The following is a 14,170-nucleotide window of genomic DNA, read 5'->3' as shown; positions in this document are numbered from 1 at the left end:
CCCTGTTTTTGCACCCTCTCTATGCAAAAAAGGCGCCTGTGCGACCATTGTTCGCACAGGCGCCTTGAGCAGGCATTTTATGCAGTTATACCTATCGAGTCGCAAGGGGTCCTTGCACAAGTCGCCTTACTCGTCCAGTGCGGCAAAGGCCTGCTTCAGATCCCAAATGATGTCCTCGGCGTTCTCGGTACCGATGGAAAGACGGATCGTGGAGGGCGTGATGTTCTGCTCGGCGAGCTCCTCGGCAGAGAGCTGGGAGTGCGTGGTGGTAGCCGGGTGCACGACGAGCGACTTGACGTCGGCCACGTTGGCGAGCAGCGAGAACACCTGCAGATGATCGATGAACTTCCAAGCTGCCTCCTGGCCACCCTTAATCTCAAAGGTAAAGATCGAGGCACCGCCGTTGGGGAAGTACTTCTGGTACAGCTCATGGTCGGGATGCTCGGGCAGGCTCGGGTGGTTCACCTTGGCAACGTGGCTGTCACCGGTCAGGAACTCAACGACCTTCTTGGTGTTCTCGACATGACGGTCAACGCGCAGCGACAGAGTCTCGGTGCCCTGGAGCAGGACCCAGGCGTTGAACGGGCTGATGCAGGCGCCCTCGTCACGCAGCAGGATAGCGCGGACATAGGTTGCAAAGGCGGCGGGACCGGCAGCCTCGGCAAACGAAACACCGTGGTAGGAGGGGTTGGGCTCAGCGATCTGGGCGTACTTGCCACTCGCCTTCCAATCGAAGTTACCGCCGTCGACGATCACACCGCCCAGCGAGGTGCCGTGGCCGCCGATAAACTTGGTTGCGGAGTGGACGACGATGTTGGCACCATGCTCCAGCGGACGGAACAGACACGGGGTGCCGAAGGTGTTGTCGACGACAACCGGCAGACCATGCTTCTTGGCGATCTCGGAGATGGCGTCGATGTTGGGGATGTCGGAGTTGGGGTTACCGAGCGTCTCGAGATAGATGACCGTGGTGTTGTCCTTGATGGCGCCCTCGACCTCGTCCAGGTTATGGGCATCGACGAAGGTGGTCTCGACACCAAACTGGGAAAGCGTGTGCTCCAGCAGGTTGTAGGAACCGCCGTAGATGGTCTTCTGGGCGACCACGTGGTCACCAGCCTGGGCAAGTGCCTGCAGGGTATAGGTGATGGCAGCGGCACCGGAGGCGACGGCAAGACCGGCCACGCCACCCTCGAGCGCGGCGATACGGTCCTCGAAGACGCCCTGGGTGGAGTTGGTCAGACGGCCGTAGATGTTACCGGCGTCGGCAAGACCAAAGCGGTCGGCGGCGTGCTGGGAGTTGCGGAACACATAGCTCGTGGTTTGATAGATAGGCACAGCACGGGAGTCGGATGCAGGATCGGCGCTCTCCTGGCCAACGTGCAGCTGCAGGGTATCGAAACCAAAGGTGTGCTCGGGGTTGTTGATAAACTGGCTCATGATGATCTCCTTGATCGAACAAAAGTAATAAGAGTAAGAGAAGTAAGTCGCTGTCTCCTGATCACGCCGACGGGCGCAAACAGGAGCCCGGCATTCGTCTTGGTAAGCAATTCATATGCGGGCCTCCTTTCGCATCCCGGTTCCGTGGTCGGCTTAATTACCTACAGCCTTTGTGTGTTTTGAATAGTACGAGCATTGTTTCCCTCGGTCAATCACTTAAAAGCGCTAATCTGTTATCTGTTTTATAGATAGCAATCGAGAGGATGGCGTCGATGACCCTTCAGCAGCTTCGTTTTCTGATTGCCGTGGCAGAGTCCGGCTCAATCAACGCTGCAGCCCAGCGCCTCTATACCGCTCAGTCCAACATCTCAAACGCCGTCAAAAGCCTGGAACAGGAGCTCCATCTGGAGATCTTTACGCGCTCCAGCCGCGGCGTCACGCTCACCAACGACGGCACCGAGCTTTTGGGCTATGCGCGCCAGGTCGTAGAGCAGGCCGACATGCTCGAGGCACGCTACGAGGACGGCGGCACACCCCAGGCGCGCCTTGCCGTCTCGGCCCAGCACTACGCGTTTTCGGTCGAGGCCTTTGTCAACGTCGTCGAGCGCTGCCGCGACAGCAAGTTCGAGTTCATCATGCGCGAGACCACCACGGCGCAGATCATCGACGACGTCCGTGCGTTTCGCAGCGATATCGGCATTCTGTATCTGGATGACTTTAACGCCCGCGTTCTGCAGAAGGCCTTCGCCGATGCCCGAGCGAGCTTTCATCCCCTCTTTGATGCGAAGGTCCACGTGTTCGTCAGCAAACGCCACCCGCTCGCACGCCGCTCGCAGCTGTCCCTTGCCGACCTCACGCCCTATACGCGCTACAGCTTTGAGCAAGGCACCTCGAACTCCTTCTATTACGCCGAGGAACCGTTTAGCTATATTCCCTGCAACCGCAATATCCGCGTATCCGACCGCGGGACGCTCACCAACCTGCTTATCACCTCGAACGGCTATGCGCTGTCGACCGGCGTACTCTCCAGCGAAATGCAGTGGGGCATGGCCTCGATCCCCCTGGCAGACGCCCCGACGATGCATGTGGGCTACATCATGCATGACGACCGCAAACCCTCTCCCCTCTTGCAGCAATACCTCGACGAGCTCAACCGCATCATCCATGCCAACCAACTGTCGGAAGACGGGGTAGAAATCGTAGATTGCTAGCCCCCGGCGGGCATGGCGCTACAATGGTCACTCACGCGAAACGTACCCAACGAAAGGAACCATGTGAAGGTCATCATCTATACCGACGGCTCGGCCCGATCAAATCCGGGACGTGGCGGCTACGGCGCCGTGCTCAAATACACCAACCCCGCCGGCAAGACCTTCACCTCTGAGCTTTCGCGCGGCTACGCCAAGACCACCAACAACCGCATGGAGCTCATGGCGGTCATCGTGGCACTCGAGGCGCTCAACCGCCCCTGCGACGTCGAAGTCCATTCCGATTCGCAGTACGTCGTCAACGCCTTCAACAAGCACTGGATTGACGGATGGAAAAAACGCGGCTGGAAGACCGCCAACAAGCAGCCTGTCAAGAACCGCGACCTGTGGGAGCGTCTGCTTGCCGCAAAGAGCAAGCATAAGGTGGAGTTCATCTGGGTTAAGGGTCACGCCGGCCATGAGCTCAACGAGCGCTGCGACGAGCTTGCCACCACGGCGGCCGACGGAGCCAACCTCGATATCGACGCCGGCTTTAACGAGAGCGACCTGTAATAGCGTTTTCGCGCAGCTTTATATCCCCACGCGCTACACTCATCCTGTAGACCAAACAACGCAAGGGGGACGTATGCTGCGTATAGCGACCATCGGCACATCCATGATCACCGACGACTTTATCCAGGTCGTCAATGCCAACGACCAAGCCGCGTTTGTGGGCACGCTTTCACGCGATGCCAATCGCGGTGCCGCCTTTACCGCCGAGCACGGCGGCGAGCGTAACTTCACCGCACTTGACGAGCTTGCGTCCGCTGCCGACGTCGACGCCGTCTATATCGGCAGCCCCAACGCACTTCACTACGAGCAGGCCCTTGCCTGCATCGCCGGTGGCAAGCACGTCATCGTCGAGAAGCCCTTCTGCGCCACCGAGGCGCAGGCGCTGGAAGTCTTCCGCGCTGCCGAGGCAGCAGGTGTCGTGGCCCTCGAGGCCATGCGCCCGCTCCATGACCCCGCTTTCCACGCCATCGAGGACGCCCTGGGCGAGATTGCGCCCATTCGTCGTGCCTCATTGCGCTTTGGCAAGTATTCCTCGCGCTACAACGAGATTCTCGCGGGACGCTCCACCAATATCTTCGACTGCAATATGGCATCGGGTTCCCTCATGGACATTGGCGTCTACACCGTCGAGCCCATGGTCGAGATTTTCGGCATGCCCTCCGGCCTTACGAGCATGGCTACTCTGCTCGACCCCACCACGCGACAGCTCACGCACGGCCCCATCGACGGCTGCGGTTCTATCCTCGCCAGCTACGGCGGTGGCCGCATCTCCGTCGAGCTCGCGCACTCCAAAATTACGAATGACCTGCTGCCCTCGCAGATCGAAGGCGAGCGTGGCACTATCCAGATCGACCATCTGTCCACGCCCCGCAACGTCCGCATCGACTATCGCGGCGATGTCGTACGCGGCTCGGCGACCGAGGCACCGCGCGAACAGGGCGACAACGGCCGCGTGCTCGACCTGCCCAAATCGAGCAACACCATGGAATACGAACTCACAGACTTTATCACCGCCATCGGCGGCATCGATAACGTTAAGGAAGAGATTTGGGAGACCCCGGCGGGACGCCATGAGCTCGGCCACTACCGCGATGTCACGCTCGTCTCGCTGCGCATCATGGATGCCGTGCGTCAGCAGGCCGGCATTACCTTCCCCGCCGATTCAGTCAAGCAGGCATAGCGATGGGCCTCTTCGATACGTTCTTCTCCAGCGTCACCGGCGGCAGTCGAGAGCCTCAAAAACCATCAAACATCGAGCTCGAGCTGCGCCGCAGGCTTACTGTGCTCGCAAGCGACGAGGCCACTCAAGACACTCCCCTGCGCTACTTCCTGCACTGGACGGGGCAAGTCCAAGGCGTTGGTTTTCGCTTTACCAACACCAACCTCGCACAGGCACGCGCACTCACCGGCTGGGTGCGTAACATGGAAGACGGCTCAGTCGAGATGGAGATACAGGGAGCTCCGGCAAATATCCTATCTCATCTCGAGGCGCTTCATGCCTCCTACGAGCGCATGGGAACGCGCTTTCGCCTCGTAGACGCCCAGGCCCGAGCCCCACTTACCAATGAAGACGGTTTCAGTCCTCGTTATTAGTATTGTGTGCTAAATACGGTATCATTTACCTACGACCGTTGATAGAAAAGAGGCGAGGCGCATGGCGGTGCAAAGAAGAAACACCAAGCAGCGGAAGCTGGTTCTTGACGCCGTGCGCCAAAGCTATAACCACCCCACCGCCGATGAGATCTACAACGCCGTGCGCGCGCAGGATGACAAAATCAGCCGCGGTACGGTCTACCGCAATCTCAATCTCTTGGCCGACGCCGGCGAGATCCTCTCCATCAAGACGCCGGGCGGCAGCCGCTTCGATCGCACGATCGAGCCGCATGCGCATATCATCTGCACCTCGTGCAGCCGCGTCATCGACGTACCGCTCCCCTTCGATGCCCAGCTCGACGCCAAGGCGTCCGAGCAAATCGGCTGGAACGTCACCTCGCACTACACCATCTTCGAGGGTCTCTGCCCCAACTGTAGGTAGATTTTGGGACATGCCTACTCAGCAAGTAGACGACGCAGCTCTTCTTCGACCGTGCGCACGTAGCGGACACGGTCATTGACACCGCGCATGCTGGGATTGCAGCTCTCCATCAGATAGGGATGGCCCACCACGTTGAGCATGTCGCGATCGTTTTCGTTATCGCCAAACGCCATCATTTCGTTAGGTGAGATCCCCAGTGCGCGACCATAATCGGCAAGCGCGGACCCTTTGCCCGAATCAAAGCCGATAAAGTCGGTCCATTCGGTTCCCGACGTCATCACATCGACCCGGTCGCTAAAGCGACGCGCAAAATACTCCAACGCCGCCGGCTGCTCTGTCTCGGGCGTTTGAAACGCAATCTTAATGACATCCTCGTCAATGTCCTCGGGACGGTCGACCACCGTCACATCGCAGTGGACCTCGTAACGCAAATGGTCGATGAATGCATCGTTACCGCTTATGGTGTAGAGGTGCCCCTCGCAGGAAAGGGTTACGTCGGCATGGGGGTAGGCGACCACGGCATTCGCGATATCCATAGCAAGGCTACGTTCCATGGAACGTTTGACAACGGCGCGCCCCTCGCTCATCACCAGGGCTCCGTTTTCGCATACATAGGCGAGCTCATCGGCCACCGGGGCAAACAGATAGCGCAAGCTCGCATATTGACGGCCGCTCGCCGGCATAAACACAATACCGCGACGATGCAGCTCATTAATGAGCTCAAAGGCCTCGGGACGCGGCTCGCGCTCCCCCGGATGCAGCAACGTGCCATCCAAATCGCAGGCGATCAGCTTGATTCCCTCAAGACCCATATGCTTCCCCCAAAGCCTCTCATCAACAGCAAGACGGACTTTGAATGGCAATCCCTCAAAGCCCGTCTTGCGCATACGCGCGCTTAGCCGCGCGTCTTTTTTACGATCGTAAAGTCTGAAGCCATGCTCACAACAACATCCGCCGCGCTCGATGCAAAGCGTCGACTGGCATCGAGCTCGCGTGCGACCACCGAGAGCCGAACGCCCCCAATGCCCCGGAGCATACGACCCAAAACCGGTTGCACCGGCGTATACATGCGCACGGTATGCTCGTCCGAGTCACCCCGGAAGAGCGGCGCATGCATGTTGCCGATCTCCCAGCACGCATGTGCGAGCACAATCGGATCCATGCGGTCGACTTCGACCAAATAGACCTCGGCGCTGCGCAGGCGTACGACAACCGCTACGGGCACCGTGCCCGTGCGGTCGACAGCGAGCACGTCACCGTCGGCAAGACGCTCGCCATCAGTGGCATCCAGCCGGGCATTCACCGTGCGCCCCAGCTCCGTCACGCCCACAAACAGGCGCGCATCAGCCTGGTCCCAATCGAGTAGCAGCTCGTCAACCTCAAAGACGCCACCCAGCTCCCGACGAAGCAGGAGTTCATAGGACGGGTCGTTGAGATTTCCCAAGCGCTCCGTAGCTACCAGGTCCACGGACATCAACTAGTCCTCGACCTCAACGAGCTCGATATCAAAGTTGAGATCCTTGCCGGCAAGCTCGTGGTTGGCATCGAGCGTCACGGCCTCGGACGTCACATCGATGACGACAGCGGGGACAGGCATGCCGCTCGGCGTGGACAGGAAGAGCTTCATGCCCTTCTCGATCTGCTCGATGTTGGGAACCTGCTCGGCCGGGAAGGTCAGGACCATCTCGGGGTTGTGCTCGCCGTAGGCATCGGCAGCAGGAATGTGCACGGACTTCTTCTCGCCCACCTGCATATCGATAACGGCGGCGTCGAAGCCCTTGATCATCTGACCGGCACCGCAGGTGAACTCCAGCGGCTCACCGCGATCGTAGGAGCTATCGAACTGCGTGCCGTCATCGAGCGTGCCACGATAATGGGTCTTGACCTTCTTGCCCTGGTTGGACATGGTAACCTCCGTGATAAGGGCGGCGCACAACGCGGGCCGCCGTGAACATATGGCGCTAACTATACCCTAGTCATACAATTCATTGACAGTTTGCAAAGAAACGCTGCAACCGGAGGAACCATGGCATATCCCGTATTTGACCTACACTGCGACACCGCCGACCGTATCGGCTGGGCCACACTCGATCTTGACCTGCGCTTTACCGCCGGCACCGACGGTTATTTCCCCGGCGACGAAACGCATCCGCAGGATTTCGACCTTATCGAGGGCAACGCCTGCGCCATCTCGCTCGCAAAGATCGGCAACACGCCGTGGGCGCAGTGCTTCGCTACGTTTGTCCCCGACGAGATTCCCACCGCCCACGCCGCGCGCTTCCAGGCGCAGATCATGGCGCATATGAGCGGCCAGGCAATGCTCAACCACGACCGCATGGTCAACGTGCGCAGCGCCGCTGATATTCGCCCTGCGCTCAAAGACGGCAAGGTCGCCTGCATCCACACCATCGAAAACGCCACGTTCTTTGCCGAGGACCCCGCGCTGATCGAGGTGCTCAAGAGCTTGGGCGTGCTTATGTCGTCACTCAGCTGGAACGCGCAGGGACCGCTCGCGAGCGGCCACGACACCCACGCCGGCCTCACCGCCGCCGGCATCGAGGCACTTACGCAGATGGAGCACGCCGGCATGATACTCGACGTCTCCCACCTCAACGATGAGTGCTTTGACGAGGTTGTCGCCCACGCCACGCGCCCCTTCGTCGCCAGCCACTCCAACTCCCGTGCGGTTTGCGGCGTCAAGCGCAACCTCACCGACGACCAGTTCCGCACCATTCGCGACATGGGCGGCATCGTCGGCCTCAACTACTGCAGCGAGTTCCTATCCAACGATGCGACCGACAAGACCACCGCAGACGTCACCTTCGACCAGCTAGCGGCACATATCGAGCACTGGCTCGACCTGGGCGGCGAAGATGTCATCGCACTCGGCGGCGACTGGGACGGCGCCAAGGTGCCCGCTTTCCTCTCCGATGCCAGCAAGATGCCCGAATTCCAGAACATGCTCTCCAAGCACTTTGGCAAGACCGTGATGCAGAAGCTCTGCAGCGATAACGCCCTTGCCTTCTTCGAGCGTTATTAATTTCACATCCCTTGAGCGGGCCGGCATACCGAACGGTCGAAATGCCGGCCCGTCCCCAATCTGAAGGACCGCTTTTGACGCAGCAGTTTACGATTTTCCTACCCCGACCGGATGGGATGCCCATCCCCGTCGTCGTTACCAAAAAGCGCGTCAAGAACTTCAACCTACGCGTCACATCGAGCGGTGAGGTCCACGCCAGCGCACCGCTCGGCGCCAGCCGCGAGCGTATCGAAGCGTTTGTGAAGCGCAACAGCGCCTGGATTATCAGCCGACTTGCCCAGCGCGAGCAACGTCAGACGACGGCACAGGAGCCGCTCAGCCCCTCGTCCATCATTGCGCTTTGGGGCAAGCCCATCACGGTACAGGACGCACTCGATCACAACTTTGTATCACCCGCACCGCGACCCCAGCAGGCCACCTTCGCAAGTTTTATGGGTGCCGACAAGTCGAACGAACGCCCACAGGCCAAGCGGCTCGCAATCCTCGACGGTCTAACGTCCGACGAGCTCCAAGCCCACATCGACCAGCTCTATACGTCCGAGGTCACATCGGCGCTGCGCGATATTTTGCACGCGTACGAAATCGCAATGGGCGTCTCCGTTTCCCGCGTTTCCATACGCAGCATGAAAACGCGTTGGGGCTCGTGCACGCCCAAATCCGGCGCCATTCGCATCGCACGAGAACTTGCCGGCTACCCCGTCGAATGCCTCGACATGGTTGTCGCCCACGAGCTCGTCCACTTGCTCGAGCCAAGCCACAATCAGCGGTTTCACGCCCTGCTCGACACGTACTGCCCCAACAATAGAGCTCTGTCGCAGCGACTCAAAAAACCGCCCGCCAACGAGCTTTAGCGTCAGCTAGCGCACGCGCTCGATCTCGACGCCACAGCTTGCCAGGGGAAGACCGACGGGCGCCCAAGGCTTATCGAGCTTAACACGCACGCCAAGCAGCAAGGGATAACGACGTAGCAGCATCTGGGCCACACCCTCGGCTGCAGCCTCGATGAGCTTAAACGTATGCTCGCGCAGATAGCCATCGACATCGTGGCACACCGAGCCGTAATCAATAGAGGCATCCAGGTTATCGTGCTCCCCCGCCGCGCGCAGGTCGGCATAGAGCACCAAGGACACGACAAACTTCTGCCCCAGGGCGTTTTCCTCGGGATACACGCCGTGGTTGGCAAAGACCTCGAGACCATCGATAGTAATGCGGTCGGCATGGCGCAGGTCGTCATAGCTCACATGGGGCACCGCCGTTGCGGCGGAAATCTCGCCCCTGCCACGACGGGCAAGCTCGGCACCCTCGGTCTTGGTTGCATTCTCGGGCAGCTTTTTGTTAGTCATCGCGATCGTCTCCTTCGTTCAGAACCCCGACCGCGCATACCGACTACACGCGAATCGACAGGTTCTTTTTATCATCGCTCCAGTTGCAGGCATTGCGCGCAGGGCATGCAAAGCAGGCGCGCGACGCTTTGTCGGCTGCATAGAGCAGACGCTCAAGCGGCTGGCTGTTCACGCGCAGCTTTCGATGGCCCAGAATGGCCGTCTTAATGGCTGCGGCATCTGCCGGCTCAAACGCCACGTCTTCGGGCATGCCGCCGAGAATCGCATCGGCGACGCGTTCGCTTGCAACATCATGGGATATACCCGATTCATACTGTTCATCTTTGCCGATATCGTGAAGAAGTGCCGTGGCATAGATGACCTCGCGGTCAAATTTGAGCTCTTCCTCGAGATTCTTGATCCACATAATACGGGCGACATCCAGCAGATGGTCGATACCGTGGCGGCAAAAGATGCGCCCCGATTCCAACTGCGCAATGTTTCCCAGATGCCGCCGGAACAGTCCGTTGGCACAGATGTAATCAATGCGAGGCATGGCACCAAAGGGAGTCAGGCCCGAAGCCATAAAGCCGCGACGCGACGTTCCTTCATCGGTCTTCGATGCAAAGTCGTTGACGACTCTCATGGTTAGCGGCCCAGCATCCTAAAGAATCGCTCCTCGAGCGACGGATCGGTCTCAAAGACACCGCGACGAGCAAGCGTTACGGTCTTGGTACCGGGCTTTTGCACGCCGCGCATGGTCATGCACATATGCTCGGCTTCCATCAGCACGATTGCCCCTTGGGGGGCAAGATATTCCATGAGGGCATCGGCAACCTGTGTACACAGCTGCTCCTGCAGCTGCAGACGACGGGCATAGACCTCAACCGTGCGAGCAAGCTTAGACAGACCCGCCACGCGGCCGTTAGGGATATAGCCGATCGCAGCCTTGCCATAAAACGGCAGCAGATGGTGCTCGCACAGCGAGTAAAACGTGATGTCGCGCTCGATAACTAAATCGTTCGAAGCGACGGCAAAAGTTTTGGACAGGTGCTCCTCAGCGCTCTGGTCCATGCCGCCGGCAATCTCGCCATACATACGGGCGACGCGTGCCGGCGTCTCCAGCAGGCCCTCACGAGTTGGGTCCTCGCCTATGCCCTCAAGCAACAGCTTTATGGCGGTCTCAACTTTTTCCTGATCGACCATCTAGGCCTCACTCTTCCGATTTTGCGTTCGCGCTATGGTACCACGCCCTCCGGCATCGGCCACAAGCTACATAGTATGGGTCGAATAGACCGGATCGTCCCGCCAAAGTTCCACAGCGTCGCAAAGCGAAACGCCCTCGCGCGCGGCACGAGTGCGCGTGGCGTTCATGTCGATCACCCGCTGATTACTCGAACCCCTAAAACGCAAGGAGATATCGTACAGGTCTTGAACGAACGGGCCGTCCACCAACATATCGAGGCAGGCAAGGATACGGTCCGTCACCTCGGTATGGTGACGACCGCCCGGCATAAGCTCCTCGAGCACGTCGCCGGTAAAGCACCAAATAGTCTTCCCCGACTCCACGGGATAAGTCGCACGAACACGCTCGACAAACTCAACGAGCCCTGCCTGGTTCTCGGGTTCCATGGGCTCCCCGCCCAGAATCGTCAGACCATCGATAAAGGGATGGTCGAGACTCTCGATAATCTTGTCCTCGACGGCACGGTCGAACGGTTCACCCGCGGCAAAGTCCCACGCGACGGAGTTAAAGCAATTCTTGCACCCACGACGGCACCCACTCACAAACAGAGAAGTACGAACACCTTCCCCATCAGCAATGTCGAAATACTTAATGTTCGCGTAGTTCATAGGTAACTCTCCTGGGAGGCCGGGACATATCGTCCCGTCCTCAAACATTCTCGGCCTTCGGCCTGCGAAACTGCGGGCGGGACGATATGTCCCGGCCTCATGCAAAAGGTAACTCAATGAACGAAGCGAACATCGAGTATAGGGTTCGAGGTCCAATAAATACTTTGTTGCAGCTCAACCGACTCCGCAAGCAAACCGTTGTTGCAAGTCAACTCATTTCCGCTAAGAACTTCGAGGGGTGAGCAGACCGCGTGCTGCATCTCAGCTACATCAACTTGGCTGAACCGAGAGGGCCGCTTGGGCTTTTGCTCGATATGAGTTCCGCACGCAAAGAAGGCCACTTAATGTGGCCTTCGTCTTGCGCAGGACTGTCCGAAATAGCGAGCAAATGCCCAAGCGGCCCTCTCGGCTCAGCCCCGGAGCGGTATTAGAGATGCAGCACGCGGTCGCGGATCTCCTCGGTTCGACCCTGGTTCCAGAATTGAGTACCGATGTAGCCGCACGTACGACGGGCGACATTCATCTTCTCCTGATCGCGGTTGCCGCAATTGGGGCACTCCCACACCAGCTTGCCGTCATCCTCGACAATCTTGATCTCGCCATCGTAGCCGCACACCTGGCAGTAATCGCTCTTGGTGTTGAGCTCGGCGTACATGATGTTGTCGTAGATGTACTGCATCACGCGAATGACAGCCTTAAGGTTGTCCTGCATGTTAGGAACCTCGACGTAGGAGATGGCACCGCCCGGCGAAAGCTGCTGGAACATGCCCTCAAACTTGAGCTTATCGAAAGCATCAATCTCCTCGGACACATGGACGTGGTAGCTGTTGGTAATGTAGCCCTTGTCCGTCACACCCGGAATAATGCCAAAACGACGCTGCAGGCACTTGGCGAACTTGTAGGTCGTCGACTCAAGCGGGGTGCCGTACAGCGAGAAGTCGATATCGCTTTCGGCCTTCCACTCGGCGCATTTGTCGTTCATGTGCTGCATGACGGCCATGGCAAACGGCGTGCCTTCCTTCTCGGTGTGGCTGTGGCCCGTCATGTACTTGACGCACTCATACAGACCGGCATACCCCAGGCTGATGGTGGAATAGCCGCCCACGAGCAGTTTGTCGATCGTCTCGCCCTTCTTAAGGCGCGCCAGGGCGCCGTACTGCCACAGAATCGGTGCGGCATCCGAAAGCGTGCCCATCAGGCGCTCATGACGGCACAGCAGGGCACGATGGCACAGCTCAAGGCGCTCGTCGAAGATCTTCCAGAACTTGTCCATGTCCTGATGCGAGCTCAGTGCGACATCGGGCAGGTTGATGGTCACAACACCCTGGTTAAAGCGGCCATAGTACTTAGGTTTGGTCGGGTCATAGTTCAGCGCGTTGGCAACATTGTTAAAGCCGTTGCCCGAACGGTCGGGCGTCAGGAAGCTGCGGCAACCCATGCAGGTGTAGCAATCGCCATTGCCGGCGGTCTCACCCTTAGACAGCTTGAGCTCACGCATCTTTTTCTCGGAGATGTAGTCGGGCACCATGCGCTTGGCGGTGCACTTCGCAGCCAGCTGAGTCAGGTAGAAGTACGGGGAATCCTCGTAAACGTTATCGTCCTCGAGCACATAGATAAGCTTGGGGAACGCCGGAGTGATCCACACGCCAGCCTCGTTCTTAACGCCCTCATAGCGCTGACGAAGCGTCTCCTCCACAATCATGGCAAGGTCGTGCTTCTCCTGGGGCGTACGGGCCTCATTGAGATACATAAAGACCGTCACGAACGGCGCCTGGCCATTCGTGGTCATAAGGGTCACGACCTGATACTGAATCGTCTGGACGCCGCGACGGATCTCGTCACGCAGACGATCCTCAACGACCTCACGGACCTTCTCGGCAGACGCAGAGACGCCAAGCTCCTCGAGCTCGCGGGCAACCTCGCCGCGAATCTTCTGACGGCTCACCTCGACAAACGGAGCCAGGTGGGTCAGCGAAATCGACTGACCGCCATACTGGGAAGAGGCGACCTGCGCGATGATCTGCGTCGCGATATTGCAAGCAGTCGAAAAGCTGTGCGGCTTCTCGATCAGCGTGCCCGAGATAACGGTGCCATTCTGGAGCATATCCTCCAGGTTCACCAGGTCACAGTTATGCATGTGCTGGGCGAAGTAGTCCGAATCGTGGAAGTGAATCAGGCCCTCGTTGTGGGCATCCACGATCTCCTGGGGCAGCAGCACGCGCTGCGTCAGGTCCTTGGAAATCTCGCCGGCCATGTAGTCGCGCTGAACGGAGTTGACAGTCGGGTTCTTGTTGGAGTTCTCCTGCTTGACCTCTTCGTTATTGCACTCAATCAGCGACAGAATCTTGTCATCGGTCGTGTTCTTTTGGCGCTTCAGGCTCTGAACATAGCGGTAGATGATGTAGTGACGAGCGACCTCGTAGCAGTCGAGACGCATAATCTCGTCCTCGACCAGATCCTGGATCTCCTCGACCGATACGGTGTGGCCGGCCTTCTCACATGCCTCGGCGACGTTTTGTGCCGCATAGATCACCTGGCGGTCGGTAAGGCGAGAGCCTTCCTCGACCTCCAAGTTTGCGGCGCGGATCGCATTGACGATCTTATCGATGTCAAAGGTAACCTCGGTGCCGCTGCGCTTGATGATCTTCATCCTCTTGCCTCTTTCGCATCGTAGCCTCATTGCGCTTCAGAGCCAAACGATGCCCGGCAGGGCTTACCCTGT

General features: G+C 58.9%; 16 protein-coding genes. 7 read left to right on the top strand and 9 right to left on the bottom strand.

The window, feature by feature from the left end; translation table 11 throughout:
• Window positions 1–126: 126 nt before the first annotated feature.
• On the bottom strand, window positions 127–1,437 hold the full coding sequence (locus GXM19_RS00535) for an O-acetylhomoserine aminocarboxypropyltransferase/cysteine synthase family protein (protein WP_006234395.1): 1,311 nt from the start codon (window positions 1,435–1,437) through the stop codon (window positions 127–129).
• 272 nt (window positions 1,438–1,709) lie between these two features.
• On the opposite strand from GXM19_RS00535, the gene GXM19_RS00530 reads away from it, so the two are divergent.
• The 5 genes from GXM19_RS00530 to GXM19_RS00510 all read left to right on the top strand — a co-directional run bounded on the left by GXM19_RS00530 (window position 1,710) and on the right by GXM19_RS00510 (window position 5,232).
• Window positions 1,710–2,648, top strand: a complete 939-nt coding sequence (locus tag GXM19_RS00530; protein WP_040358406.1) for a LysR family transcriptional regulator — start codon at window positions 1,710–1,712, stop codon at window positions 2,646–2,648.
• A gap of 12 nt (window positions 2,649–2,660) precedes the next feature.
• Window positions 2,661–3,197: a ribonuclease HI gene (rnhA, locus tag GXM19_RS00525; RefSeq protein ID WP_006234397.1), complete on the top strand. Its 537-nt coding sequence runs from the start codon at window positions 2,661–2,663 to the stop codon at window positions 3,195–3,197.
• A gap of 73 nt (window positions 3,198–3,270) precedes the next feature.
• Window positions 3,271–4,377 (top strand): Gfo/Idh/MocA family protein, encoded by a 1,107-nt coding sequence (locus tag GXM19_RS00520; protein ID WP_006234398.1) that lies wholly within the window; start codon window positions 3,271–3,273, stop codon window positions 4,375–4,377.
• Between the two features lie 2 nt (window positions 4,378–4,379).
• Window positions 4,380–4,790, top strand: coding sequence for an acylphosphatase (locus tag GXM19_RS00515; RefSeq protein WP_006234399.1), 411 nt, complete (start codon window positions 4,380–4,382; stop codon window positions 4,788–4,790).
• A 61-nt stretch (window positions 4,791–4,851) separates the two neighbouring features.
• A complete protein-coding gene (locus GXM19_RS00510; protein WP_006234400.1) occupies window positions 4,852–5,232 on the top strand; it encodes a Fur family transcriptional regulator in 381 nt (126 codons plus the stop codon).
• 14 nt (window positions 5,233–5,246) lie between these two features.
• On the opposite strand, the gene GXM19_RS00505 is transcribed toward GXM19_RS00510, so the two are convergent.
• The 3 genes from GXM19_RS00505 to GXM19_RS00495 all read right to left on the bottom strand — a co-directional run bounded on the left by GXM19_RS00505 (window position 5,247) and on the right by GXM19_RS00495 (window position 7,138).
• Window positions 5,247–6,044: an HAD-IIB family hydrolase gene (locus GXM19_RS00505; protein ID WP_040358613.1), complete on the bottom strand. Its 798-nt coding sequence runs from the start codon at window positions 6,042–6,044 to the stop codon at window positions 5,247–5,249.
• Between the two features lie 83 nt (window positions 6,045–6,127).
• Entirely contained in the window at window positions 6,128–6,706 is a 579-nt protein-coding gene (locus GXM19_RS00500) for an urease accessory protein UreE (RefSeq protein WP_006234402.1), read from the bottom strand.
• A gap of 3 nt (window positions 6,707–6,709) precedes the next feature.
• Window positions 6,710–7,138, bottom strand: a complete 429-nt coding sequence (locus GXM19_RS00495) for an FKBP-type peptidyl-prolyl cis-trans isomerase (RefSeq protein WP_006234403.1) — start codon at window positions 7,136–7,138, stop codon at window positions 6,710–6,712.
• Window positions 7,139–7,258: 120 nt separating this feature from the next.
• Between GXM19_RS00495 and GXM19_RS00490 the strand changes: the two genes are divergently transcribed.
• Entirely contained in the window at window positions 7,259–8,272 is a 1,014-nt protein-coding gene (locus GXM19_RS00490; RefSeq protein WP_006234404.1) for a dipeptidase, read from the top strand.
• Window positions 8,273–8,346: 74 nt separating this feature from the next.
• On the top strand, window positions 8,347–9,123 hold the full coding sequence (locus GXM19_RS00485) for a M48 family metallopeptidase (protein ID WP_050766089.1): 777 nt from the start codon (window positions 8,347–8,349) through the stop codon (window positions 9,121–9,123).
• 6 nt (window positions 9,124–9,129) lie between these two features.
• On the opposite strand, the gene folB is transcribed toward GXM19_RS00485, so the two are convergent.
• The 5 genes from folB to nrdD all read right to left on the bottom strand — a co-directional run bounded on the left by folB (window position 9,130) and on the right by nrdD (window position 14,098).
• Complete coding sequence (gene folB, locus GXM19_RS00480) at window positions 9,130–9,615, bottom strand: dihydroneopterin aldolase (RefSeq protein WP_006234406.1); 486 nt, start codon at window positions 9,613–9,615, stop codon at window positions 9,130–9,132.
• 43 nt (window positions 9,616–9,658) lie between these two features.
• Window positions 9,659–10,240: an HD domain-containing protein gene (locus tag GXM19_RS00475; RefSeq protein WP_006234407.1), complete on the bottom strand. Its 582-nt coding sequence runs from the start codon at window positions 10,238–10,240 to the stop codon at window positions 9,659–9,661.
• Between the two features lie 2 nt (window positions 10,241–10,242).
• Window positions 10,243–10,800 carry a GTP cyclohydrolase I FolE gene (folE, locus tag GXM19_RS00470; protein WP_006234408.1) on the bottom strand — a complete coding sequence of 186 codons (558 nt, stop codon included), beginning with the start codon at window positions 10,798–10,800 and terminating at the stop codon, window positions 10,243–10,245.
• 66 nt (window positions 10,801–10,866) lie between these two features.
• The gene (gene nrdG / locus GXM19_RS00465; protein WP_040358414.1) at window positions 10,867–11,448 is read right to left on the bottom strand and encodes an anaerobic ribonucleoside-triphosphate reductase activating protein; all 582 of its coding nucleotides are present in this window, start codon (window positions 11,446–11,448) and stop codon (window positions 10,867–10,869) included.
• Window positions 11,449–11,875: 427 nt separating this feature from the next.
• Complete coding sequence (gene nrdD, locus GXM19_RS00460; RefSeq protein ID WP_006234411.1) at window positions 11,876–14,098, bottom strand: anaerobic ribonucleoside-triphosphate reductase; 2,223 nt, start codon at window positions 14,096–14,098, stop codon at window positions 11,876–11,878.
• Window positions 14,099–14,170 lie beyond the last annotated feature (72 nt).

Source organism: Collinsella aerofaciens ATCC 25986, from assembly GCF_010509075.1.
Lineage (GTDB): Bacteria > Actinomycetota > Coriobacteriia > Coriobacteriales > Coriobacteriaceae > Collinsella > Collinsella aerofaciens.
Note: the sequence above shows the minus strand (reverse complement) of the source record. Positions and strands in the feature narration are given on the sequence as shown.

Coding starts and splice junctions, on each gene's coding strand:
- GXM19_RS00535 (WP_006234395.1), bottom strand. CDS start 1,437: ATGAGCCAGTTTATCAACAACCCCGAGCACACCTTTGGTTTCGATACC.
- GXM19_RS00530 (WP_040358406.1), top strand. CDS start 1,710: ATGACCCTTCAGCAGCTTCGTTTTCTGATTGCCGTGGCAGAGTCCGGC.
- rnhA (WP_006234397.1), top strand. CDS start 2,661: ATGGCGCTACAATGGTCACTCACGCGAAACGTACCCAACGAAAGGAAC.
- GXM19_RS00520 (WP_006234398.1), top strand. CDS start 3,271: ATGCTGCGTATAGCGACCATCGGCACATCCATGATCACCGACGACTTT.
- GXM19_RS00515 (WP_006234399.1), top strand. CDS start 4,380: ATGGGCCTCTTCGATACGTTCTTCTCCAGCGTCACCGGCGGCAGTCGA.
- GXM19_RS00510 (WP_006234400.1), top strand. CDS start 4,852: ATGGCGGTGCAAAGAAGAAACACCAAGCAGCGGAAGCTGGTTCTTGAC.
- GXM19_RS00505 (WP_040358613.1), bottom strand. CDS start 6,044: ATGGGTCTTGAGGGAATCAAGCTGATCGCCTGCGATTTGGATGGCACG.
- GXM19_RS00500 (WP_006234402.1), bottom strand. CDS start 6,706: ATGTCCGTGGACCTGGTAGCTACGGAGCGCTTGGGAAATCTCAACGAC.
- GXM19_RS00495 (WP_006234403.1), bottom strand. CDS start 7,138: ATGTCCAACCAGGGCAAGAAGGTCAAGACCCATTATCGTGGCACGCTC.
- GXM19_RS00490 (WP_006234404.1), top strand. CDS start 7,259: ATGGCATATCCCGTATTTGACCTACACTGCGACACCGCCGACCGTATC.
- folB (WP_006234406.1), bottom strand. CDS start 9,615: ATGACTAACAAAAAGCTGCCCGAGAATGCAACCAAGACCGAGGGTGCC.
- GXM19_RS00475 (WP_006234407.1), bottom strand. CDS start 10,240: ATGAGAGTCGTCAACGACTTTGCATCGAAGACCGATGAAGGAACGTCG.
- folE (WP_006234408.1), bottom strand. CDS start 10,800: ATGGTCGATCAGGAAAAAGTTGAGACCGCCATAAAGCTGTTGCTTGAG.
- nrdG (WP_040358414.1), bottom strand. CDS start 11,448: ATGAACTACGCGAACATTAAGTATTTCGACATTGCTGATGGGGAAGGT.
- nrdD (WP_006234411.1), bottom strand. CDS start 14,098: ATGAAGATCATCAAGCGCAGCGGCACCGAGGTTACCTTTGACATCGAT.